Consider the following 23,773-nt stretch of genomic DNA (forward strand, 5'->3'; position numbering starts at 1 on the left):
TCGATTCCGGCTCTGGGCATTTTTTTATTTTTCAGACACGCTCTGGAAAAAGCCGCCCCCGAAGGGGCGGCCTCATTTATTTTGTAAGCATTTTATCTAATGTTTCGTTCAGCATCTCTCTGGATGTCACCTGTATCGCCTGAATTCCTACCTTCTTCGCACCTTCCACATTATCCATGCGGTCATCGAAAAACAGACACTCTTCTGCTTTCAGGCTATATTTCTCCAGAAGGATTTCATAAATTTCCCTGTCTGGCTTCAGGACGTGAACCTGATAGGAAACAACTCCCCCATCAAGTACATTCAGGAATTTCGCTCCCTTGGTGTGCACATGGAGCAGCTCTTCTGAGTAATTGGAAAGCAGGTAAATCTTATAACCCTTTTCCTTCAGCGCTGCAACCTTGTCCCAGACCTCCGGACGCTTTACAGCCATCTGCTCTCCGTTTCGAAGGAACCAGCCCATCACATCCACATCGTCCGGGTACTTCAGTTCATACTGATGAATGGCTTCCTCAAGGCTCAGCCTTCCTCCATCAAGTCCCTGTACCCAGATCTCATTGTCAAACATTTCCTCGCCAATTCTCTTCGCCTCAGCTTCAGAAAGGCCGTAGTCCCTGGTCAGCATCTCAAACCAGCGATACTCCACCAGTACATCTCCAACATCAAAAATTAAATTCCGAATCATTAGTCTTCATAACCATTCGGGTTATTGCTCTGCCATCTCCAGGAATCCTCGCACATCTCACGGATGCCATTCTCAGCTGTCCAGCCAAGCTCTTTCGCTGCCTTGGAAGCATCGCAGTAGCAGGTAGCAATATCGCCTGCACGACGTGGTTTGATCGCATATGGGATCTTAACGCCTGTTGCAGCTTCGAAATTCTTCACAATATCAAGAACACTGTAGCCTTTTCCTGTGCCAAGGTTGTAGATTGCAAGTCCAGGATTCTCCTCGATCTTTTTAAGCGCTTTTACATGACCTTTGGCAAGATCTACTACATGGATATAATCTCTCACGCCGGTTCCATCCGGAGTGTCATAGTCATTACCGAATACGCCAAGCTCTTTCAGTTTGCCAACAGCAACCTGTGTGATGTATGGCATAAGGTTGTTCGGGATACCATTTGGGTTCTCGCCGATGGTTCCGCTCTTGTGGGCACCGATCGGATTAAAATAACGAAGCAGCATTACGTTCCACTCCGGATCTGCTTTCTGGATGTCTGTAAGAACCTGCTCCAGCATGGATTTGGTCCAGCCATATGGGTTGGTACACTGTCCTTTCGGGCATTCTTCTGTGATCGGGATCTGTGCCGGATCTCCATATACAGTTGCAGAGGAAGAGAAAATAATATTCTTAACACCATGTTTTCTCATTACATCTACAAGAGTCAGGGTTCCTGCAATATTATTCTCATAATATTCCCAAGGCTTTACAACGGACTCTCCAACAGCCTTCAGTCCGGCAAAATGAATACAGGAGTCAATGTCTTCTTTGTCAAAAATCTGGTCAAGGACTTCCCTGTCCAGGATATCTGCCTTATAAAATTTAACCGGCTTGCCTGTGATCTTGGAAACTCTGTCAAGTGCCTTCTCGCTGGAATTGGACAGATTATCCAGAACTACTACGTCATAACCGGAATTCTGAAGTTCTACAACTGTATGGCTTCCAATGTATCCTGCACCGCCTGTTACTAAAATTGCCATGATATTTTCCTCCTCGTTTACTGCAAAGTTCCCACCACTCATCACAATCAATAAACAAATAACCTTCTGCTGTTTTCTCTTTTCACAGCACTCCACGGAATGTTATCCGCAAACAGCAACTGTGATGGTTTATGTCCATTCTTTGCAATCCTTATTAGTAACCTGGAAGGCATTTTTTATGCCTGCCAAGTTTAGAATACCACTATTTATATTTTTCTACAATAGCTTTCATCTCAGATAATTTCTGTTCCATATCCCAGACCAGCTTAAACTGGGTTCTTGCGCGGTCCAGATTATGATTTTCGCGATGAATGCGGAAGTAATGATCTCCCTCCAGATGGTCTGCCAGGAAACGCATTCCACACTCAAAGGTCATCAGGATTGCACCCATCGGAAGCATTTCCACCTCCAGATCTGTGAGGGCACCGCCGCAGCCTTCCAGAAATCCTTTTACATACACCTCAAACAGATGAAGGTCACAGGACACTTTGGAAATATCCTGCTCATCCTCTGCTGCCGTGCTTGCGCCGAAACGGATGGAATCGCCAAAATCATTCAGAGAAAGTCCCGGCATTACCGTGTCCAGATCGATCACACAGATTCCCTTATGTGTAGCATTATCGATCATGATATTATTCAGCTTTGTGTCATTGTGCGTTACACGAAGAGGCAGCTTACCTGCATCCTGTAAATCCACAAGTGTATGGGCCAGCTGCTCTCTTTCCAGGACAAACTGTATCTCCTTCTGAACATCAGCCGCCCGTCCGCATGCATCCTCTTCCACAGCCTTTTTAAAATTGGCAAATCGCTTCACTGTATTATGAAAATCCGGGATTGTCTCATGAAGAGTATCTGCCGGATAATCAGCAAGAAGGCGCTGGAAATTACCAAATGCAAGAGCACTCTGGTAAAAATCCTCGTCATTTTCCACCTGATCAAAGCAGGTTGCATCTTCTATAAACAGATACGCTCTCCAGTATTCTCCCTCTTTATCTACAAAATAAGGAGCTCCAGCACGGTCATTTACGATATTCAGGGTTTCGCGCTCTGCATCCCCGCCATTTTCCAGGATTTTCTTCTTCAGCCAGGAGGTGACACCACTGATATTCTCCATAAGACCAACAGGATCTTTGAAAATCTGCTTGTTCATTTTCTGGAGAATATAGCGCTTCTGTCCGGCTTCTGTGGAAAATACAGCACAGTAAGTCTCATTAATGTGGCCATTTCCGAATATGCCAACCTCTTCAAGTTTACCGCCAAAATCAAAGCTGTTGATTACTTCCATCAGTTCCTGATGGCTTACATCTTTTGTTTTTCCCACTTATTTTTCCTCCCAAAGCTTCTGAGGATAAAGACCGTCATCTTTCAGCTTCTGAATTGCAGCAACTACTACCGGCTTATCTTCTTTATAGGTAACTCCGTACCATTTGTCCATAGATTTCAGAACTTTGACAGTTGCTTTCTTCTCGCCAAGAAGCTCATCTACAACAAATGGAAGGAAATATTCGCATTTCAGAGGATTCTTTTCCACATTTTCTTTCAGGAATAATGGGAATCTGTCCTTCAGTTCTTTCAGAATGCTTGCAGAAAATCCCCACATATTCATAGACACCGTAGCATCCATAGGAAGCTCTGTCCATGTAGCACCATCATCCTCGGTATAAGCAGCACCGCCATCTCTCTTCTCAATATGGGTGCGCTCATTAATATCCTTCAGAAATCCCTCTTCGTCTGTCACACAAACACCACGAGCCACATGTCCATTATCTGTCAATGTGTTCTCAAGCTTGTAGCCTACCATCATGTACTGATAAATGCCGTCTTTATCCTGATTCTCTGTAAGGAAATCATATGCCATCTTAAATGCATGACGTCCATAATAATCATCCGCATTAATAACGGCAAAAGGTCCATCAATCACATCGATACAGCTCATGATCGCATGTCCGGTTCCCCATGGCTTCACACGTCCTTCCGGAACTGTAAAGCCTTCCGGAAGATTATGCAGATCCTGGAATACAAATTCCACCTGGATATGCTTACTCATACGATCTCCGATAGCAGCACGGAAATCAGCCTCATTCTCCTTCTTTATAATAAATACAATTTTTTCAAACCCTGCCTGAATAGCATCATAGATAGAAAAATCAATGATAATGTCCCCATCCTTATCAATAGGATCGATCTGCTTCAGGCCACCATATCTGCTTCCCATACCTGCTGCCATTACTACCAATACCGGCTTTTTCATGTTATTGCTGCCTCCCATTTTTTATTTGTCAAAGCGGAGATTCCTGATCCGCTTTGTTGCTTATTCATAACGATACCAGGGACAAACAATTGCCCCTGGTTCGATGGTAACAGACAAATCTCTTCTTGTCAATTTTTATCAATTATTTCACAGGAAATACTCCGGTTTTAATATTCCCAGACCACTCCCAAGCACTTTTCCGGATTTCAGATATTTCTTTGCAGCCCTCTGAAGCGAAGTATTCTCAGAATATACATTCAGATTTCGCTGTACTTTCCCCCAAATACGCCATTCAGCCTCACGCTCGTCCCAATCTGTTTCTACGATCTGAAATTGATTCTGAAACATAATGATATTGCTTTTCTCCGGCAAAATGTCTTTAAGCCCCGGATAGAGCAGCCAGGAATGACACAGATACGGCATCTCTTTTCCCCAGAAAGCCATTCCCTGAATAATGGATTCCCTCACACTCTCCAGTGTGAGCTTTTCGCCCTGTGGAATATGAATACTGATGATCGGATCTCCTTTTTTTACCATTCTTTCTCCTGCTGTAAAATTCCAGCGGGAATCCATGATTTCAAATTGCATTCTTCCAAGCCTAAAGATGGTAAGCTTCATATGGCGGAAAAACCAGTCGTATTCATCAATTCCATACTCTCCATATTCCAGAAAACAGTTTTCACACCAAAAGGTCAGATCGTAAAAAGTGTCCCGGAAAATTTCCCGGCTGATTCCCCGCTTTTCATAAGCATCATAGGTTTCGGCGCCCATGCGGCATAAATAATACAGAAACACAAGCCGATAATCCTTTTCCAAAAGAATTTTTTCATAAAACAAAGCTCTGTCTTTCTCATACAAAAGCTTATTTTCCTGATATTCTTCCTCCCCAATGCGTCCGGATTCCTGAAGCTCATTAAGCAGATGCACAGCCTCCGGCAGCATGTTGATTTCAGCTAAAAATTCATTTATTTTCATTGGCAAATCCTCTGAGATTTACAACCTGTCCCGTTATTCTTGCTTCCTCTGCTGCCAGTGCCATCAGATGACTCTCCACGGAAACAGCAGCGTCTGTTTTACCCTTTCTTCCTTCTCCTACCATACGGACAAAATCATGCATCATACTCATATCACTTCCGTTATGTCCGTTTGCAGGTGTGTGAAGCTCTATTGTCTCCAGATTCCCACTGACAAAATCTCTGATCTCAATAGTACCTGCATCCATATCGCCTTTGATCTCACCTTTTGTTCCCATAAGACGGATCCGTCTAGCACACTGGTCTGTAAAGGCTGTCATAAGGAAGGACGCTGTTACCTGATTTTCAAACTTTATGTCAACGGACTGGTGATCTACTACTGTATTATCACAGTGGAATACACATCTTCCGTAAGGTCCTTTTTTCAAAGCCTCCAATACATGCTCCGGATCTGTCTGATCGGTCACTGCACGTACCAGATAGCCATCTAAATTCTCCAGATAAAAGCGTGGTGCATAGAAAGCACATTCATCTCTATGTGGGCATCCATCCAGACAATAAGCAGGAGCTCCTTCCGGTGCATTTTCCTCTGTAAAATAAGACAGTTCGCCAAAGGAACTAAGGCTTTCGCATTTACTGTCTGCCAGCCACAGCATGATATCCATATCATGACAGCATTTCTGCAGGATCATAGGACTGGATTCCTCTGCATTTCTCCAGTTTCCTCTTACAAAGCTATGTGCCTGATGCCAGTAACCTACCTCTTCCATATGCTGGATAGTCATAAGTCTTCCTATTTTGCCTTCTTCCAGAAGTTCTTTTAATTTGGAAAAGAACGGAGAATACCGAAGTACGTGGCACACGGACAGAATACGGTCGTATTTCTTCGCCATCTCTCCCATTTCAATGATTTCTTTCTTGTCGGGAGACATGGGCTTTTCACAAAGTACATGATATCCCTTTTTCAGAGCCATGATCGTAGGCTCATAATGCATCCTGTCCATGGTGCAGATCATGGCACAATCTGCCAGCTTTTCTTTTCCAAGAAGCTCTTCATAGCTTTCGAAGCAAAGCTCTTCCGGAATATTGTGTCTTTTTGCAAAGCTCTCTCTGCGCTCTTTATCCGGCTCTGCAACTGCCACCACCTGAAATTCATCCGGATGGTCCAATGCATACTGAGAATAAACATGACCTCCTCTAAGGCCTGCTCCACTTACAATACTCGTTACCTTTTTCATACTCTTTTACTCCTGTCGCAAACGTATTTTTAAAACCGTATCTTTTTCATCTGGCAATGGATAGGTAAATACCGGATCATCTCCGAAGGAAACAAAGGCCACATCCGGATACAGCACCGTATTCCATGCTTCCCCTCTGTTCACCTCACTGCCGTCAGCAAGATATGTAACAGATTCCAGCTTATCCGGGCCGATTCCATACAGCGGAAGTGCTCCAAGCGGTGTCTCATAAACATGAGCATAAATGATGTCACCTTTCTGGGTATATCTTCCCCAATCCGGCTTTTCCAATTTGGAAATTCCGCATCCGTAAATGCTCTCCCCATTTTTTTTCATCCATTTTCCAACTTCTGTGAGAATCTGAACACTCTCCTCCGGAATATTTCCACGGGCATCTGGTCCCACGTTCAGGATCATATTTCCACCCTTGCTGGCACATTCCACCAGCTTTCTTACAAGCATCTGAGGGGTCTTATACTGATGGTCGAAATTGCAATATCCCCAATGATTATTCATAGTGGCACAAAGTTCCCATGGAATGGGTTCTCCCTTGTCATCACATACTCCTTTTGGAGGAATGATCTGCTCCGGACTTGCAAAATCACCGCTGTAAATCAGTGGTTCCTCTGTTGTAATGCTGCCATGGTTATCCCCCGCACCTTCCAGACGGTTGTCAATGATCACATCCGGCTGATACTTTCGAACCATTTTGATCAGCTCTGTGGCTTTCCATTTTTCTCCGGTCATATCGTCATAGGAAAAATCGAACCATAGAAGATCCAGCTTGCCATACCCTGTTACAAGTTCCTTTATCTGGCCATGCATATACGCAAGATATCTGTCAAAATCAATTTTTTCATCTTTATATGCCGGATTGTTTCGCATAGGATGCTGCCGGTCTCCATATTTAGGAAAATCCGGATGATGCCAGTCGATAATGGAAAAATAAAGACCAACCTTTAATCCTTCCTCTCGGCATGCATCTACAAATTCTCTTACCAGGTCTCTGCCTGCTTTTGTGTTTGTTGACTTGTAGTCTGTCAGTTTAGAGTCAAACAGACAAAATCCGTCATGGTGCTTTGCTGTAAGTACCACGTACTTCATGCCTGCTTTTTTTGCCAGACGAACCCATTTCTTCGGATCATAATCCACAGGATCAAACTGATCAAAATACTTACTGTATTCCTCAATTGTCATTTCTTTCTGTGACATCATCCATTCACCGCATGCCGGAATGGAGTATAATCCCCAATGAATAAACATACCGAATCTGTCTTCCATAAACCATTTGGTGCGCTGTCTTATTTCCTCATTCATGTTTCTATTCTCCTGTCTTCTTCATTATATCAGAAAATTTTGTATATTCAGCATTTTTATCAAAAAACTTTCATTTCACCTGTCAACCTTTCACGGCTCCGCCAGACAGTGCCTCAATAAAGAATCTGCTGAAAATACAGTACAGAAGCACAGGCGGAAGAATGATAATCACCATAGCGGAAAAAAGTCCGTTATAATTGGTGTTAAAGGCTGTTGTGAAAGTAGACAAAAGCGCCGGTACTGTCAGCTTTTCCCTTGTGATCAGCACAAGAGAGGCCCAGTAATACTCATTCCAATTATTCAAAAACGCAAGCACAGCTGCTGTCATAATTCCCGGACGTGCAATTGGAAAAATTACTTTCATCCAGGTCTGTACATACCCACATCCATCAATTCTCGCCGCCTCTTCCAGCTCTCTTGGGATATTGTCGTAATAGTTTTTGATCACAAAAAAACTCACTGCAATTCCACTGCAGGAATAAATCAGGATCAGCGCAGATCTTGTATCATATAAATGCAGGCGGTTTACCAGATTATATACCGGATAAGTAAGGGCTGTGGCTGGGATAAACATGGTGGAATACAAAAGTACATTTACCAGTGCTTTTCCTTTGAATTCCATTCGCGCTACCACATATGCAGACATAGAAATCATCACCACACTGATCACCACGGAAACACCTGCGACAAAAAGACTGTTTCCAAAATATCTCATCACATGTAAATCTTTAAATGTGGAAATATAACCATCCAGACAAATGGATTCCGGAAGCTGAAAGCCAGGTCTCGCCATAGGATCTTTTTTCAGGCTGGATAAAACCAGCCAGCCAATGGGAAGCAACGACACGATCAGCGCCCACGCAAGACAAATGTAAGTCACGATCCTGGTTCCCGCCGGCATACTATTTACACCTTTCAGGGTATTTGTTTTTTTCATATTCATCCTCTTTTCCTTCTTATTCTTTCTCTTTTCTGAAAGAAATGCTGTATACAAAATTAATCACCAGAATGATCACCATCCCAGCCAGGATCTGGATCATTGCCACTGCATTGGCTCGTCCAAACTGGGTTCTCGGACTGGTAATGGCAAGCTCGCGGATAATGTAACTGATACTGTAGGTTCCTGCAGCTCCTTTTGTCAGGAAATAAACCTCGTTATAAAGAAGGAAGCCGGAGGTTGCAGCAAGAACGGATACTGTTTTTAAAGTTCCTTTGATCATAGGGATTGTAATATACCAGTCCTGTCTCAGACCGCTTGCCCCATCCAGCATAGCTGCTTCTCTTACCTCTTCCGGCACTGCCATAATATTCCCCAAAATCATTAAAGTTGTAGTTCCTGTAAAGAAAATATAGGCACAGGTCATGGCCACAAAAGCCGGTCCTTTCAGAAGTAAGATATTATCCCTGAATTCTTTGTTGAAAAGACGAATGATCGGGTTGATAATTCCATAAGAAGGGTTGTACAATTGTAAAAATACAATGCCCATAGCGGCAGTTGAGATCATATTCGGAATAATATAGACATTTCGTACAAATTTAATACCTTTTACCTTTCTGGACAGGGCCAGAGCGATCAAAGCAGCAATGGGAATCTGTACCACTGTTCCAAGAATGGCCCAGGTGGTTGAATTTTTCAGTGCTTCCCAGAAAAATGGATACTTGTTAAAAATATAATCATAATTATCCCACAAATTGCTCCAGCCGAAAAACTCCGGACTAGTAATATTGGTATAATCCCATTTGCAGAAAGAAGTGATAAACACCGTAATAATGGGATACAGATAAAATACGCAAAATGCGATCAGGGTAGGCGCAAGAAACGCTATAATAAATCCTTTTCTCCGCGTACCCAGCTTATTCTTTCTTTTTTTCGCAGCATTCTGATTTTCCAAATTCATACCTCCAAAAAGGGAAGAGATTTCTCCCCTCCCTCTTCTATTTCATTCATAGTTTCTGTTCATCACAGCTGTGTGCTTTAAGCCACCAACGCGATCAGCTCTGTCTGAAGTGCTGCAAATCTTGCATCAATATCTGTTCCTGATACCGCACACTCCATCAATGCATTGATGATAGCTTTGTCCACGTCAGATCCCCAGGTATAGTTCATGTCAATCACTACAGTATCAGCTTCATTTACCTGAGAACAAGCCTGTGCAAGCTTTCTTGTAGCTGCATCATCACTCTCTTCTGCAAGTGCGTTCAAATCAACTGTTGTATTACATGGATTTGCCTGTACGCCAGTGAAGATTTTTTCTTGAACCTCAGCACTTGTCATATATTTGATAAACTCAAGTGCCAGCTCTGTTTTCTCATCACTCATGTTATTTGCCACAGCAAGTCCGCCGCCTGCAGAAGCGATTGCAATATTTCCAGGGAATAAAGCAGGCTCAATGGCATCTGTTAAAGATGCATCAATTCCACTTGCATTCCATACACCATTGAAAAGAACACCAGCCTTACCATTTGTATTAAATTCTGCCATAAGATTTCCGTTATCATCTGTAGTATGCTCAGAACCATTTGCCTGATCCAGATTTGCAGCAGTCTTAAATGCAGCTGCAAATTCCTCTGAATTGATGGTGTCCTCTGTCAGCTCAGATTCCAGCATTTTCTTTCCTTCATCTGTAGAAGCCATAACTGTGTTTACAATATAGCTGGAGCCCTGTCCTGCAATGTATCCGTACACATCCTCGTCCAAAGCACGGATTTTTTCCATTGCTTCTCCAAAAGAATCCCAGTCTGCAAACACCTCCTCTGTAATTCCGGCTTTTTCAAAAATATCGGAATTATACCATAAGCCACGGCTCTCAATCTGATCATGCACTGCATAAATATGACCATCCATATCATGCTGTGTATAGTTAAGACCAACTGCATCCTGCAGACCATTTTCATCGATATACGGTTTCAGATCGTATACCAGATCCTGGGAAAGTGCTGCCTGCGGAACTCCGCCACCGCCTACATCTACCAGATCCGGGAAGGAACCGCCAGCAACCTGTGCACTTACAATGTCATCTCTGTTTTCTACAGCGATTGGTTTGAATGTAACTGATCCATCAGCATGTTCCTTTGCGAACTCATCATAGATATCCCTCATAACCTGAGCTGCAGCCCACTCGCTCTCATCCTGGTAATATCCATGGTAAAATTCCAGAACATCATCATCTGCATAAGCAGTCGTTCCAAATCCAACCAGTGCAGTAGTCCCCATTGCTGCTGCCAGTAAAACACTTACCAATTTTTTCTTCATTACAAAAATCCTCCTTCATAAATTATACGTCTTTGCTTTAACTGTCCTTATTTTACCCTTGTTTTTGGTATTTTTGAATGAATCCCGTTTGCAATTTACAGGTATTTATTGACATTTTCACAATAAAAATAAGGAAAATATTTACCTGACGGCAATATTTTCCTTATCTTTATTTTCCCTATTTATCTATTTTCATTTCACCCAGCTGCCGGGTAAAAGCTTCCGGTGAAATTTTACCGGTAAGCTCTCTGAAAATGTTTTCTGTAAAATAGGCTTTCTGTTCATAAGTCCACAGATTATCCGGAACTTCAATTTTATCCTCTGCACTTAATACCAGGGAAGCAGCCTGAAACAGCCGCGGCATTTCCTTCTCGTAAGAATCCAGAACTACCTGCTTATTCGCCGGAATCTGCTCTGTTTCCTCCAAAATCCGCGTCTGCACCTTCTTGCTTAGCATATATTTCAGGAACCGGATGGAAGCCTCCTCTTTCTGTTCGTTTCCACTTTTTCCAAGCACATAACCAAAACAGGCAGATTCGCAAGACAGCTTCTTCCCGGATGTAGTTGGAAGCAGTGCATACTTGGCATTAATGTTTTCGGAAATCATGGAAGCGCCCCATACGCCATTCACATATATGGCAAGCTTTCCTTCATTGAACAATCTGGTCTCATCCAAATAACTGTATTCTGCATTTTCGGAGGTGGAATATACATAAATTTCCTGCAGCCGTTTCAATACCTCTGAAATTGTACCGATATCGTTTCTGTCCTTTTCTGTACCTTCTTCCAGAAGCATATGATCCATAAAATAAAGATAGCCCTCCGGAGATGTCTGAAGCGAAGCAATTTCATTATTCTCACGTTCCGACCATTTCCAGATTTTGTAGCACATACCGCGAAAAGCATCCCAGGTCCTGGGAATTTCCTTTACGCCAGCTGCGTGCAGAATATCTTCATTATACCAATAACCACCACTTAAGGACAAAACATCTGACACTGTAAACAGCTCCCCTTCTTCTGTGGTCCAATAGTTCAGATTGGTCTGGGAAATATTGGAGGCAAACTCTTCATCTTTTTTCACATAGGGCATAATATCCAGCGCCATATCATTTTCTACAATAAAATCATAGGTTGTATTCTGTCCCATACCGCTGAAGGTAATCACATCCGGCATATCTCCCACCATGATCATGTCCTCCACCTTACGCAGCATTTCCTTTCTTCCTGGCATGGAGATCAGCTGCACCTCAATGTCCGGATTCTCCTTCTGAAATCCATCGTAAATATCCCTCATAGCTACATGATCTTCACCTGTTCCACCCCATGCATGAATCATTGTGATAGTTACAGGCTCTTTTTCTTCTTTCCCGCAGCCTCCAAGGATCAGACTCCCTGCTATTCCGATACTAAAGAAAAGGCCTCTAATTTTTCTCTTCATGTTGTTCTCTTTTCCTGAATTCTTTTGGTGATACCCCGGTTATCTTTTTAAACATTTTTGAGAAATAACCAGCATCTTCCACTCCTACCGCTTCTGAAATCTCATAAGTCTTCATCTCTGTATTCTGCAGATATTCTTTTGCCTTTTCCACCCTTTTCATTAAAATCTCATCAAACAGATTCACACCTGTTTTATTCTTATAATAACGGCTGAGATAGCTGCGGTTCACATGCAGGGTATCTGCAATATCATCCAGCGTGATCTTTTTGCGAAAATTTTCTTCCAGATACTGTTCAATCTGATCAAGCAGTGATTCCGGTTCTTCTGCCTTCGTATGCTCCTGGATTTCGATCTCCTTTTTCAGTCTGGATAGCTTTCCAATTGCTTTTTCCACTGCCAGTGGAAGTTCGTCTATAATGGAAATCTTAAGCACATACTCACATACACTGTATTTAATGGCACGTTTGGCATACTCAAAATCTGAATATGCGGTAAGGATGATCACCTGGGTTTCCGGGCAGGTTTCGTATACATATTTACATACTTCTAATCCGTCAACACCAGGCATCTGTATATCTGTGATCACAATGTCCGGCATTTCTTCCCGGATCTTCTCCAATAGTTCCTGTCCATCACTGACTACGCTCTCCAAAGAACAGTCCATTTTTTCCCAATTTATCAGTTTCTGCAAAGCCTCTCTGATGTATCCTTCATCATCGGCTGCTACCACTTTCCACATAATTTCCACCTCTTTCAATTGGAACTGCAATTTCTATTTCCGTTCCCTTTCCCGGTTCGCTCCAGACCTGAAACTTGTAATGATCTCCATACAGGATCCGGAGCATTTTCTTTGTATTTTCCCAGCCCACATGGGTATGAGGAGTTTTTTCTTTATTTTCCTCTGCCTTCGTCTGATTCCGACAAACGCCTACTCCATCATCTTTTACCCAGATGTAGAGCATTTCCCTTTCATATAAAAGGACCTGCAGATTTCCTTTTCCACGCTTTGGTTCCAAACCATGCGAAACTGCATTTTCCACCAGTGGCTCAATAAGAAGACGGGGAATCAGATCTTCGCCGATTTTTTCATCTTCAAGCTTCACCTCATAAGACAGTTTATCCTGGTAACGGCTTTTCTGCAGATATAAATAAAACTGAACTATTTCCAGTTCCTCTTTTACCTTTATCTTAATCTCTTTTTCCCGGAATATCTTACCCTGCATCAGTCTGGAAAAAGCATTCAGTCCATCGTAAACTTCTTCGTTTCCAGCCATTTTCGCTTTCAGACTCAGCATGGCCAGAATATTAAACTGGAAATGCGGATTTATCTGGGACTGCAGATATTTTACCTGAGACCTGGCTGCCACAATTTCTTTTTCGTAAACCTGAGTGATCAGATATTCAATCCTGTCTGCCATCTCATTAAACACGATTCCCATGTCATGAAATTCCTGAATAGAGGAATCTTCCATTCTGGCATTCAGATCCGGTTTTCCAAAAGCCTGTATACTTTGGATCATCCTGGTAACCGGTTTGGTGAAACGGTAGCTGATAGCATATGCAACCAGAAATGCAATTCCCAGTACCACAATAAGGCCCACAAGAACGATAAAAAGAGTGGGCTTCAAAATAGAAAAAATATTCCCATACCCTACTGAGATCACTGTACGTACTCCAAATCCACAGGAATTTCCATAACCAATCACCTTCGTACCCGCCAGGTCTTTTGTTCCATTCCATGAATTCTCAGAGGTCTGCAGCTTTTTCACCAGCTCCTGAGCTCCTTCTGAGGCAAGCAGCTGATCGTTTTTATCCAGGACAGCCCATCCTCCATTATGATACAGCTGTACCGTTTCCAGAACTTTCGCTACCGCACTCTGACTGATCTGCACGACTCCGATTCCTTTTTCCCTCATATTTTCATCATAAATTCTAAAAAAAATATTTAATTCATCTTTATCAGACAAACAGGCGTACTGGTCACTGGTACTTTTAAATTCCTGCTGCATGTTTTCGTATTTTCGCTTCTGTTCTCTCCCGGCAGCCAGTGTGGTGGCATAATAGTGCTCATAAATACATTCATTTCCATTATTAAACAGATAAATTCCAGTAACAAAAGGAAGCTGACGTTCCACCATATTCCGCTCTGAAAAAAGCTCCATGCTGTAAGAAAGCTGTGGTTCTATTTCCTCCAGGTCGTATTCTTCTTTCTGAAAAAAGTCATCCAGTACCGTATTATGACGTATGGCGATCACACTATCCTCAATAAACTGCATATGAGCCTCATACTGCTGACTGGTATATCGAAGTACATATTCAATATCTTCCTGTGTTTTCTGAAAGAAGAAAGAGAAAAAGACATAGAAAACAGCTGCACATACAGACAGTAAAGTACATACAGAGGTCAGTATCATCAGAAATGTAAGTTCCCTTTTCAGAGTGTAGTTTTTTTTCATTTTATTTATCCCCAGGGTAAATTTCTATATTATAAATTCATTATAGGAAAAGCTTTCGAAACTTGCAATCAGTTTTCACCAAAAAAAGCAATAAAAAGCAGAAATATTTATAGCATTTCACCTAAATATAGGGTATACTGTTATTGTCTGAAAGAACAAGGGCAGGGTTTTTATATGACAGCATTCTGATAATGCCGTTATTTTTTTGCACCTTGTTAAAGTGATCATACTCACTTATTGACAAAGAAGGAGAGGTAAAATGAAAGTAATTAAAGTTAAGAATTATGAAGAGCTGAGCCGTACTGCAGCTACCATTATCGCCGGTGTTATTTTGTCCAAACCGGATTGTATCCTTGGACTTGCTACCGGTTCTTCCCCGGTAGGTACCTACGATCAGCTGGCTGCTATGTATGAAGAGGGAATACTGGATTTTTCCCATGTAAAATCTGTGAACCTGGACGAATATGTAGGACTGGACGGATCCAATGACCAGAGCTACCGTTACTTCATGAACAAGAACCTGTTCAGCAGAGTCAATATAGATATTAAGAATACCTATGTTCCGGACGGAACCAATCCGGATACAGAGGCCTGCTGCGAAGCTTACAATACACTGCTTAAGAATATGGGAGCTGCAGACCTTCAGCTTCTTGGAATAGGACCTAATGGTCACATCGGATTTAATGAACCAGACGACCATTTCCAGGCTGGCACACACTGTGTAGATCTTACAGAGGCTACCATCCAGGCGAATAAGCGCTTTTTTGCAAGCGAGGAGGATGTACCGCGCAAGGCAATTTCTATGGGAACCGGCAATATTATGAGCGCAAAGACCATTCTTCTTGTAGCTAACGGCAAGAACAAAGCCACGGCTCTCGCCGCTGCGATCAAAGGACCTGTTACCCCACAGTGCCCGGCTTCCATCCTTCAGTTCCATCCCAATGCAATTATTGTGGCAGATGAGGATGCACTGAGCGAACTGTAATTTAAAAAAAGGAGCTGCTTCAATATGTTCCCAAAAGGCTTTCTGCAAGCTGTATGTCACAATTTGCAGAAAGCCTTTTTCAACACACTCTAAAAAAGCAGCTCCATTTTTGTACCTTTTCCAAGATCGCTGTCCACATTGATCTGGGCATGATGTAAGGTTGCCCCATGCTTTACAATGGACAGTCCAAGACCAGTTCCTCCGGTCTGCCGTGAATGACTTTTGTCCACACGGTAAAATCTCTCAAATATTCTTTTCTGTTCAGATTTCGGGATTCCGATTCCATCATCCTCTACCCGGTAAAAAGGATGGTCCCCTTTTCTGCCTACATAAATATGAATGTGTCCTCCCGGATTGGTGTAACGGACAGCATTGTCCGCAATATTGTACAGCATTTCATATAAAACATGCCGAACACCCTGAATGTTGATCGGAATACCACAATAATCCAACGAAATGTTTTTCTTTTCCGCATGATCCCGGAGATTGTTTACTACATCCTTTGCCAGCTCATCAAGCTCCACACTTTCCATGGAGACCACTGCATCCTGCTGCTCATCCAGGCGCGACAGCTGGATAATATCTGCCACCAGATTTCCCAGACGATTGGCCTCCTTATAAATTCGTCCTGAAAAATCAGCAATATTCTCCGGTCTCACCATTCCATTCATCATCAGCTCCGCATAACCGGAAATGGACATCAGAGGTGTCTTTAACTCATGGGAAACATTTGCAGAGAATTCCCTTCTCACAGCCTCTGTCTTCTTCAACTCCTCCAGCTGGCTTGCAATTTGCTTATTCTGCTGATCCACCCGCATCAGCAAAGGGCGGAGTTCTTCGTAGCACACATTCGAAAGAGGATGCTCCAGATCCAGATTGTTCACCGGCTCAATCAGATTCTTTGTCTGTTTTTGTACCAGCACGATCTCTACCAGAATGATTAACAGCATCAAAAGTCCCAGCCAGATAAAACTGCTAAGCAACGTATGGAACACACTGTCTGTTGTTTTTGCCAGGCGGAGAATTCTGCCATCATTCAGCTTTACTGCATAATAAAAGGTCTGGTGCGACAGGGTTTCCGAATAACGAACGATTTCTCCCTGTCCATTTTTCATAGCCTGGACAAATTCCGGACGGCTGCTGTGGTTTGGAAGCTTTGAAGCCTCTGCCTCATTATCATAGAGCACATTTCCCTCTGAATCGGTGAGCGTAATACGAGTATCTGTGGTTTTTCCCACATTTCCGCTTAAATATGCTTCTCCAACTTCTTCTATCCCCACTTTTACATATTCTGCTTCATCCCGTACACCCTTTTTCATGGTACTATTATACTTATCATACATCACAAAGCTGGCAGCTATAAAGGTAAGGATAACCGTGAGAATGATCATCACACTGGTATGACTTAGGATTTTCTTTTTCATCCCTGAGTGCCTCCTTTATCTGCCATTCTGTAACCTACGCCGCGGACAGTTTCGATCAGTCTTCCAGTATCCCCAAGCTTCTGCCGCAGGGTCCGCACATGTACATCCACAGTTCTGGTCTCCCCGTCAAAATCATAGCCCCATATATGGCACAAAATCTGGTCACGGGTCATAACGATTCCTCTGTTTTCCATAAGATACAGAAGAAGTTCAAATTCCTTGCGGGTAAGCTCCACAGGCTGATCATCACAATACACCTGATGACGGCCTGGAAAAATACGAAGTTCCTCACAGCTAAGCTCTCTGTCATCTCCGTGGCGGCTGCTGCGCCTGAGCACCGCCTTCACTCTGGCTATAAATTCCATCATTCCAAAGGGCTTGGTAATATAATCGTCTGCACCGGCTTCCAGAGCACGGACCTTATCAAATTCTGCTTCCTTGGCAGTTACCATAATGATGGGAATATCTCTGGTTCCGGAAGATTTTTTCAGTTTTTCCAGAATGGAATATCCATCCTCTCCCGGAAGCATAATATCAAGAAGAATCAGCTCTGGTTCCTCTTCTGCGAGGGCTTTCCACAATTCCTGGGAGTCTTCTAACCCCCTTGCATGAAATCCGGTCGTCTCTAATGTATATACTAAAAGATCACGGATGTTGTTATCATCTTCAACACAAAAAATCATTTTTAGTATTCTCCTCCCATGTCTTACCTATTTTTTACATTACCCGTAAATTATCATTATTTCTTAGTATACGTACTTTTTTCCCCTTATACAAGTGCACAACTGTAAAGTCACGGTAAAAAGCAGGAAAACAGGTTACCGTTCACGACCTGACCAGTAACACGCTTCGCGATGCACAGAAATCATGCGTTTGCATGATTTTGCGCCGCAAAAATTATATTACCAGTCGCTGCCTCCGGAAATGATTCTCACAGGAATTTTTCCAGAGCAGCAACTGGCAACATCTGCTCTCCCGGTTACGGAAGCATATAATTCACACGGGCAACTTCCAGTTCGTGATGGAAATGTTCTCCCGGTGCATTTTTTACAGTGTCAAGATGACTGTGGGTATCATAGAGATCCTCATGCACCTGAGTCACACAGACGCCGATATTGGAACAATGATCTGCAATTCTCTCCAGGCTGGTTGTAATATCAGAAAGCACAAAGCCCATCTCGATTGTACATTCTCCGGCGCGAAGACGATTTACATGGCGTCTTTTCAGCTCACGGCTGAGCTCATCAATCACTTCTTCCAGAGGCTCAATTTCTTCGGCTGCTCTCATGTCCTGGTTTGCAAAAACGCTATACGCTTTTTCCACAATATCAGACACGGCTTTTTCCATAATGTGAAGTTCCTGCACTGCCTTGTCTGAAAAGCGGGCATTTTTTTCTGAAATTTCCTTTGCAGATTTCATAATGCTAAGTGCGTGGTCGGAAATGCGCTCAAAATCTCCGATACAGTGAAGCATAATGGACAAGCTGTGGCTGTCTTCCAGAGAAAGATCCTTCTGATTTAACTTGATCAGATAGGTTCCCAGTTCGTCCTCATAGCGGTCAACCTTTGCTTCAATCTTTTCCACACGGAAAGCTGTCTCCTCCTGGAAATCATCCAGCAAACCAAAAGAAAGGTTCAAAGCGGTTTTGGACTGCTCTGCCATTTTCCTGGCAGCTGTTTTGCTCTGCTCAATAGCAATACCAGGATTACTGAGAAAACGGGATTCCAGGATCATAAACTCCTGATCTTCTGCGGAAATAACTTTCTCCTCTTTTGTATCACGGACAGTTGCACATGCCATTTTTACAAGCATATCTCCAAATGGAAGAAGTACAAGTGTTGCAATGATGTTAAAGGCACTGTGGATCACTGCGATGCCGGCAGGACCTGCCACTTCTTCAATGAAAGAGAAATGTAAAAATCCATTCAGCACATAGAATACAACCATAAATGTAACAGTTCCTACAATATTGAAGTACAGATGAACGATTGCTGCACGTTTTGCATTCTTAGTAGCACCGATTGAAGAAAGCATTGCTGTAATACAGGTTCCAATATTCTGTCCCATGATAATCGGAAGCGCTGCTCCGTAACGGACTGCACCAGTTACACAAAGTGCCTGGAGAATACCAACAGAAGCAGATGAAGACTGAATAACAGCAGTCAGAAGTGCACCGGCCAGCACACCTAAAACAGGGTTGGAGAACTTCAGCAGGATATTTGTAAATTCCGGTACCTCTGCCAGAGGTTTTACGGCACCGCTCATGGTATTCATACCGAACATCAGCACTGCGAAACCAACCAGAATGTTTCCAATGTCTTTCTTCTTTTCATCATGAAGGAATACAATAAAAACAACTCCAAGCAATGCCAGAATCGGTGAAAATGAGTTTGGGTTCAAAAGTCTTACAAAGAAGTTGGAGCTTTCAATTCCAGCCAGACTGAGGATCCATGCGGTAACAGTAGTACCGATATTTGCTCCCATAATAAAGCCAACAGCCTGGGACAGATGCATGATTCCCGAGTTTACAAAGCCGACTACCATAACTGTAGTTGCCGATGAAGACTGAATAATTGCGGTAACTGCTGCACCAACCAAAACAGCCTTCACGCGGTTAGATGAAAGATTTTCCAGAATCTTTTCCAATTTACCGCCGGAAAGCTTTTCCAGACCGTCTCCCATTACCTGCATTCCATAAAGGAACATCGCCAGTCCGCCGACCAATGTCAGAATGCTAAAAAAATCCATTACGTTTCCTCTCCTTTTTTATCCTTTTAAAAGTTTATTGGGTTCTTAATTTCTTTTGTTTACAAAACCAATATAAGTGGGCTATGTAAAGTTTCGGGTGAGAAGAATGTTAAATATATGTAAAATACTTTACAATCTTGGATTTTCTTATACAGGAAAAATGTAAAGCCAGGCTGTTGAAAATGTAAAATCTTTGTTTGATAGTTGATTTTGCTGTGTTTTCCAAATTTTACATTCAAAAAATCCCACAGGAAACATGAAGAATAATTTTACAATTATCACTGCATATCTCATGCGGGATTTTTATATAATACGTGTAATGATTCAGTATCTTCACTGTTACACGCTCTAATACTTTTAAAATCCTCGGATTTCCTCTTCCTCTGAATGAGTTTTATCGATGGAGCGGATTTCCAGAAAATAGCTGTAATTATCATTTACCTTTACTTCCACTCTGTCGCCAATCTTATGTCCTTTCAGTGCCATGCCAATTGGAGAGTCAATGCTGATTCTGTTCTCCATGGAATTTCCCCGGATGGAAGTAACAAGCTTATATTTCTCAATCTCATCATCTTCCTCGAAATAAACTTCTACAATATCATCCATTCCAACCTCGTCACTGCTGGATTTATCAGAAACGATGGTTGCTGTTTTTAACATATTTTCCAGATAACGGATACGACTCTCATTCTGGTTCTTATGACGCTTGGCAGCGTAGTATTCAAAATTCTCACTTAAATCGCCCTGGGCACGTGCTTCCTTTACTGCCTCAATTGCTTCTTTGCGGACAACCAGCTTACGGTGCTCAATCTCCTGTTCAATTTTCTCTACGTCTTTTTTGGTGAGCTTCTCTCTCATTTTTATACATCTCCTTTATAGCTGCAACACCACTTTGCACACCACCTTAACAGATGGCAAAGAGTTTGTCAAATTACCAATGGAAAACATTAATTCCAATAATGCTATTGTTCACTCCATAAACAGAAACCCTATAATTTCTTTTTCCCCAGTCGGACTTCTTCCATCAGCTTCGCAGTCTCAGCATCTGCATGATCAAAAAGATAGGTATGACTGGACTGGCGGTGCTGATGCCATTCCTGGCGGAGCTGCTTTCTGGTCTCTTCGATTTCTTCTTTCAGACCTCTTGCGGAAATACGACTGGCGCCCTGCCCCATAATGATAATCTGTTCCAGTCCGTCTGAAGTAGCAACCGTTACCTGATGCTGTCTGCCGATTTTGTGGACTGTTTTTTCAATATATTGATCGGCAGTCTCCGCTTCTTTTGTGTAAACCACATGAATATTGTGATAAGTAAGCACTTCCTCCTGGTGTCCCTCCACCTTGTAAGCATCAAATACAAGAATCAAAGTACATTTCTTATATCCCTGATAATTACTTAAAACATCCATCAGCTTCGTCTGTGCTGCACGGACATCCGCATCTGCCAGTTCTTTCAGCTCCGGCCAGGCAAAAATAATGTTGTAACCATCCACAAGAAGGTATTCCTCCTGGTCTCTTTTTACAGAAGAACTGCTGCCAGAATAAGATGGTGCAGTTACCACTTTTTTACAAGAAGACACACGGTCTCTTTTCACCGGACCAAAGGTACGCTCAAAAATGGCCTGAAGTTCTTTGTCATCCTCATAGCTTCCACGGTAGGCAGATTCCGGCGGCTGGTAACCACTTCCCGCACGGCTTCCACTTCCAGATGTATTTCCGGCAGTTCCTGTACTGCCAGCTCCACTGCGTGCTGAATTTCTGGCACTTTGAGCAGTACCGTCTCCACTTGCAGGATTTCCAGAGCCTGATGCAGCATCCTCCCAGTCTTCCTCACTGAGATCATCCTCAAACTCTGCCATAATCCCAGTATCCAGGTGCATATACTCTTCCACTTCATACCATGGCACCACAAATCCGGCTCCATGGGCACAAAATACAGACCCGGTAGGATTATCTAGATCCCGCTCAGAATCGTAGCCGATCTGTTCCACGATCTCATCTTGATTTTTACAAGGCTCATATCCTTTTAAACTGCAGAACAATCTTCCCATTCCCCTTGTATAAGAAACTACTTCTTTCTGGTAATCGCGCATAGTCGAAACAGGCGCTTTTCCCTTCAAAATAGCGGTATTTTCCTCTGTCTCCATAGGAAGAAGAGTTCCCTGCATTTTCTGGATATCATTCATTGCACGGCCAACAACCTCCACCGGCACTTCCAGCCGAAATTCATAGTAAGGCTCCAGCAGAACATTCTGTGCTTTCTTAAGCCCCTGACGGATAGCCCGATAAGTAGCCTGACGGAAATCTCCGCCTTCCGTGTGTTTCTGGTGGGCCCGTCCGGTAAGCAGGGTAATCTGCATATCTGTGATCGGTGCACCAGTCAGCACTCCTCTGTGTTCCTTTTCTTCCAGATGGGTGAGGATCAGTCTCTGCCAGTTCCGGTCCAGCACATCCTCACTGCAGGCGGTAAAAAACTGCATTCCGCTTCCTTGCTCCCCTGGTTCCAGAAGAAGGTGAACTTCCGCATAATGGCGCAAAGGCTCAAAATGTCCCACACCTTCCACAGGTGCCGCAATGGTCTCTTTATATACAATATTTCCCGTTCCAAAATCCACAGCCACATGGAACCGCTCCCAGATCAGCCTTTTCAGGATTTCGATCTGCACGTCTCCCATGAGCATGGCGTGGATTTCTCCCAGCTGCTCGTCCCATACAATATGAAGCTGAGGATCTTCCTCTTCCAGTTCTCTCAGCTTCTTCAGCATCTGGTGCACATCGCAGCCTTCTGGCAAAATAATCTGATAGTTCAGTACCGGCTCCAGTACGGGCATATTGGAGTTCTCTGTCACGCCAAGTCCCTGTCCAGGAAAAGTATGGGAAAGGCCTGTCACTGCGCACACGGTTCCTGCGGGCACTTCTTTCACCAATTCAAATCTGGCGCCAGAGTAAATCCGGATCTGGTCAGCCTTTTCCTCCCACACGTCCTCTCCTGCTGCCACATTTCCCTTGCTGGTAGTAAGAAGTTCTTTTACTTTCAGTGCCCCGCCTGTAATCTTCATATAGGAAAGACGGTTTCCCTGATCGTCTCTGGCAATCTTATAGACCTTCGCACCAAAAGCCTCAGGATATACCGGACATCTGGTGTACCTGTCCATTCCGCGGATCAGCTTCTCTACTCCTTCCATTTTCAAAGCAGAGCCAAAATAGCATGGAAAAACCTTTCGATCTGCGATCAGACCGGTAATCTCTCTCCTGGATACTTCTCCTGTTTCCAGATATTTTTCCAGCAGTTTCTCGTCACACATAGCAAGGCTCTCCAGAAATTCTTCAGAAAATTTATTTTCCATCAAATTCTGCTTTTCTTTTTCACCAGCCGGTAATTCCGATTCCAAATCTCCATCAGGATTTTCATTTTCTGAAAAATCCATGCAGTTCTCATTCAGCCTTTTTTTCAATTCGGTCAAAAGTGCGTCGTGGTCTGTTCCCTCCTGATCCATTTTGTTCACAAAAATAAATGTGGGGATCTGGTACCGCTCAAGCAATTTCCATAAAGTCACCGTATGTCCCTGCACACCATCTGCACCGTTAATCAAAAGCACTGCATAGTCCAGAACCTGCAAGGTACGTTCCATCTCTGCAGAAAAATCCACATGCCCAGGCGTATCCAGAATGGTAACTCTTGTTTCCGGGAATTCCAGCACTGCCTGCTTGGAAAAAATCGTGATTCCCCGCTCGCGCTCAAGGGGAGAGGTATCCAGATATGCATCCTTGTGATCCACTCTTCCAAGCTTTCGTATCTTGCCGCTTAAATATAAAAGTGCTTCTGACAATGTAGTTTTTCCTGCATCTACATGAGCCAGCAGCCCCATACAAATATTTTTCTTTATTTTCTCTGACTGTTCACCCACGAAAACGCCTCCTGTTGTAAAAATCTCTTGTTTTAGTATATCACAACAGAAGGCGCCAGTCGAGACACAGGTGTTTATT

Annotated in this window: 19 protein-coding genes; 1 reads left to right on the forward strand and 18 read right to left on the reverse strand. The window is 43.1% G+C overall.

Features of this window, described 5'->3' with window-relative positions; translation table 11 throughout:
* Positions 1-76: 76 nt before the first annotated feature.
* From PGQ38_RS07720 to PGQ38_RS07780, 13 genes are all read right to left on the reverse strand, one after another.
* Complete coding sequence (locus PGQ38_RS07720) at positions 77-685, reverse strand: HAD family hydrolase (protein ID WP_195478491.1); 609 nt, start codon at positions 683-685, stop codon at positions 77-79.
* Positions 685-1,701: a UDP-glucose 4-epimerase GalE gene (gene galE / locus PGQ38_RS07725; protein WP_204454382.1), complete on the reverse strand. Its 1,017-nt coding sequence runs from the start codon at positions 1,699-1,701 to the stop codon at positions 685-687. Before galE ends, PGQ38_RS07720 begins: the two co-directional genes overlap by 1 nt.
* A 202-nt stretch (positions 1,702-1,903) precedes the next feature.
* Positions 1,904-2,986: a phosphotransferase enzyme family protein gene (locus PGQ38_RS07730; RefSeq protein WP_204454414.1), complete on the reverse strand. Its 1,083-nt coding sequence runs from the start codon at positions 2,984-2,986 to the stop codon at positions 1,904-1,906.
* 36 nt (positions 2,987-3,022) lie between these two features.
* A complete protein-coding gene (locus PGQ38_RS07735) occupies positions 3,023-3,952 on the reverse strand; it encodes a sugar phosphate nucleotidyltransferase (RefSeq protein ID WP_173771753.1) in 930 nt (309 codons plus the stop codon).
* Positions 3,953-4,099: 147 nt separating this feature from the next.
* On the reverse strand, positions 4,100-4,927 hold the full coding sequence (locus PGQ38_RS07740; protein ID WP_118582306.1) for an acyltransferase domain-containing protein: 828 nt from the start codon (positions 4,925-4,927) through the stop codon (positions 4,100-4,102).
* Positions 4,914-6,164 carry a Gfo/Idh/MocA family protein gene (locus tag PGQ38_RS07745; RefSeq protein WP_270431198.1) on the reverse strand — a complete coding sequence of 417 codons (1,251 nt, stop codon included), beginning with the start codon at positions 6,162-6,164 and terminating at the stop codon, positions 4,914-4,916. Before PGQ38_RS07745 ends, PGQ38_RS07740 begins: the two co-directional genes overlap by 14 nt.
* Before the next feature lie 6 nt (positions 6,165-6,170).
* The gene (locus PGQ38_RS07750) at positions 6,171-7,481 is read right to left on the reverse strand and encodes an alpha-L-fucosidase (protein WP_118582300.1); all 1,311 of its coding nucleotides are present in this window, start codon (positions 7,479-7,481) and stop codon (positions 6,171-6,173) included.
* Positions 7,482-7,563: 82 nt separating this feature from the next.
* Complete coding sequence (locus PGQ38_RS07755; RefSeq protein ID WP_148461675.1) at positions 7,564-8,418, reverse strand: carbohydrate ABC transporter permease; 855 nt, start codon at positions 8,416-8,418, stop codon at positions 7,564-7,566.
* 19 nt (positions 8,419-8,437) lie between these two features.
* Positions 8,438-9,373, reverse strand: a complete 936-nt coding sequence (locus tag PGQ38_RS07760; RefSeq protein ID WP_227199100.1) for a carbohydrate ABC transporter permease — start codon at positions 9,371-9,373, stop codon at positions 8,438-8,440.
* A gap of 83 nt (positions 9,374-9,456) precedes the next feature.
* Positions 9,457-10,734: an ABC transporter substrate-binding protein gene (locus PGQ38_RS07765; RefSeq protein ID WP_204454384.1), complete on the reverse strand. Its 1,278-nt coding sequence runs from the start codon at positions 10,732-10,734 to the stop codon at positions 9,457-9,459.
* A gap of 178 nt (positions 10,735-10,912) precedes the next feature.
* Positions 10,913-12,172, reverse strand: coding sequence for an ABC transporter substrate-binding protein (locus PGQ38_RS07770; protein WP_148461678.1), 1,260 nt, complete (start codon positions 12,170-12,172; stop codon positions 10,913-10,915).
* Positions 12,156-12,911 carry a response regulator transcription factor gene (locus tag PGQ38_RS07775; protein WP_204454386.1) on the reverse strand — a complete coding sequence of 252 codons (756 nt, stop codon included), beginning with the start codon at positions 12,909-12,911 and terminating at the stop codon, positions 12,156-12,158. The genes PGQ38_RS07770 and PGQ38_RS07775 overlap by 17 nt, the downstream gene beginning before the upstream one ends.
* Positions 12,886-14,628, reverse strand: a complete 1,743-nt coding sequence (locus tag PGQ38_RS07780; protein ID WP_204454388.1) for a cache domain-containing sensor histidine kinase — start codon at positions 14,626-14,628, stop codon at positions 12,886-12,888. The genes PGQ38_RS07775 and PGQ38_RS07780 overlap by 26 nt, the downstream gene beginning before the upstream one ends.
* 259 nt (positions 14,629-14,887) lie before the next feature.
* On the opposite strand from PGQ38_RS07780, the gene nagB reads away from it, so the two are divergent.
* Positions 14,888-15,613: a glucosamine-6-phosphate deaminase gene (gene nagB / locus PGQ38_RS07785; protein WP_173735101.1), complete on the forward strand. Its 726-nt coding sequence runs from the start codon at positions 14,888-14,890 to the stop codon at positions 15,611-15,613.
* Positions 15,614-15,702: 89 nt separating this feature from the next.
* Here nagB and PGQ38_RS07790 read toward each other — a convergent pair whose 3' ends face one another.
* The 5 genes from PGQ38_RS07790 to PGQ38_RS07810 form a co-directional block, all read right to left on the reverse strand.
* Positions 15,703-17,037, reverse strand: coding sequence for a sensor histidine kinase (locus PGQ38_RS07790; RefSeq protein WP_187565461.1), 1,335 nt, complete (start codon positions 17,035-17,037; stop codon positions 15,703-15,705).
* On the reverse strand, positions 17,034-17,720 hold the full coding sequence (locus PGQ38_RS07795) for a response regulator transcription factor (RefSeq protein WP_204454390.1): 687 nt from the start codon (positions 17,718-17,720) through the stop codon (positions 17,034-17,036). Before PGQ38_RS07795 ends, PGQ38_RS07790 begins: the two co-directional genes overlap by 4 nt.
* A gap of 296 nt (positions 17,721-18,016) precedes the next feature.
* On the reverse strand, positions 18,017-19,786 hold the full coding sequence (locus tag PGQ38_RS07800) for a Na/Pi cotransporter family protein (RefSeq protein WP_270431209.1): 1,770 nt from the start codon (positions 19,784-19,786) through the stop codon (positions 18,017-18,019).
* 357 nt (positions 19,787-20,143) lie between these two features.
* A complete protein-coding gene (gene greA, locus PGQ38_RS07805; protein WP_173718207.1) occupies positions 20,144-20,644 on the reverse strand; it encodes a transcription elongation factor GreA in 501 nt (166 codons plus the stop codon).
* 131 nt (positions 20,645-20,775) lie between these two features.
* The gene (locus tag PGQ38_RS07810; protein ID WP_270431255.1) at positions 20,776-23,655 is read right to left on the reverse strand and encodes an NYN domain-containing protein; all 2,880 of its coding nucleotides are present in this window, start codon (positions 23,653-23,655) and stop codon (positions 20,776-20,778) included.
* Between the last annotated feature and the right edge of the window lie 118 nt (positions 23,656-23,773).

Source organism: Blautia faecis (genome assembly GCF_027662325.1).
Classification (GTDB): domain Bacteria; phylum Bacillota; class Clostridia; order Lachnospirales; family Lachnospiraceae; genus Blautia_A; species Blautia_A faecis.

Coding starts and splice junctions, on each gene's coding strand:
- greA (WP_173718207.1), bottom strand. CDS start 20,644: ATGAGAGAGAAGCTCACCAAAAAAGACGTAGAGAAAATTGAACAGGAG.
- PGQ38_RS07770 (WP_148461678.1), bottom strand. CDS start 12,172: ATGAAGAGAAAAATTAGAGGCCTTTTCTTTAGTATCGGAATAGCAGGG.
- PGQ38_RS07795 (WP_204454390.1), bottom strand. CDS start 17,720: ATGATTTTTTGTGTTGAAGATGATAACAACATCCGTGATCTTTTAGTA.
- PGQ38_RS07810 (WP_270431255.1), bottom strand. CDS start 23,655: ATGGGGCTGCTGGCTCATGTAGATGCAGGAAAAACTACATTGTCAGAA.
- PGQ38_RS07745 (WP_270431198.1), bottom strand. CDS start 6,164: ATGAAAAAGGTAACGAGTATTGTAAGTGGAGCAGGCCTTAGAGGAGGT.
- PGQ38_RS07800 (WP_270431209.1), bottom strand. CDS start 19,786: ATGGATTTTTTTAGCATTCTGACATTGGTCGGCGGACTGGCGATGTTC.
- nagB (WP_173735101.1), top strand. CDS start 14,888: ATGAAAGTAATTAAAGTTAAGAATTATGAAGAGCTGAGCCGTACTGCA.
- PGQ38_RS07720 (WP_195478491.1), bottom strand. CDS start 685: ATGATTCGGAATTTAATTTTTGATGTTGGAGATGTACTGGTGGAGTAT.
- PGQ38_RS07775 (WP_204454386.1), bottom strand. CDS start 12,911: ATGTGGAAAGTGGTAGCAGCCGATGATGAAGGATACATCAGAGAGGCT.
- PGQ38_RS07740 (WP_118582306.1), bottom strand. CDS start 4,927: ATGAAAATAAATGAATTTTTAGCTGAAATCAACATGCTGCCGGAGGCT.
- PGQ38_RS07790 (WP_187565461.1), bottom strand. CDS start 17,037: ATGAAAAAGAAAATCCTAAGTCATACCAGTGTGATGATCATTCTCACG.
- PGQ38_RS07765 (WP_204454384.1), bottom strand. CDS start 10,734: ATGAAGAAAAAATTGGTAAGTGTTTTACTGGCAGCAGCAATGGGGACT.
- PGQ38_RS07755 (WP_148461675.1), bottom strand. CDS start 8,418: ATGAAAAAAACAAATACCCTGAAAGGTGTAAATAGTATGCCGGCGGGA.
- PGQ38_RS07780 (WP_204454388.1), bottom strand. CDS start 14,628: ATGAAAAAAAACTACACTCTGAAAAGGGAACTTACATTTCTGATGATA.
- PGQ38_RS07735 (WP_173771753.1), bottom strand. CDS start 3,952: ATGAAAAAGCCGGTATTGGTAGTAATGGCAGCAGGTATGGGAAGCAGA.
- PGQ38_RS07730 (WP_204454414.1), bottom strand. CDS start 2,986: ATGGAAGTAATCAACAGCTTTGATTTTGGCGGTAAACTTGAAGAGGTT.
- galE (WP_204454382.1), bottom strand. CDS start 1,701: ATGGCAATTTTAGTAACAGGCGGTGCAGGATACATTGGAAGCCATACA.
- PGQ38_RS07750 (WP_118582300.1), bottom strand. CDS start 7,481: ATGAATGAGGAAATAAGACAGCGCACCAAATGGTTTATGGAAGACAGA.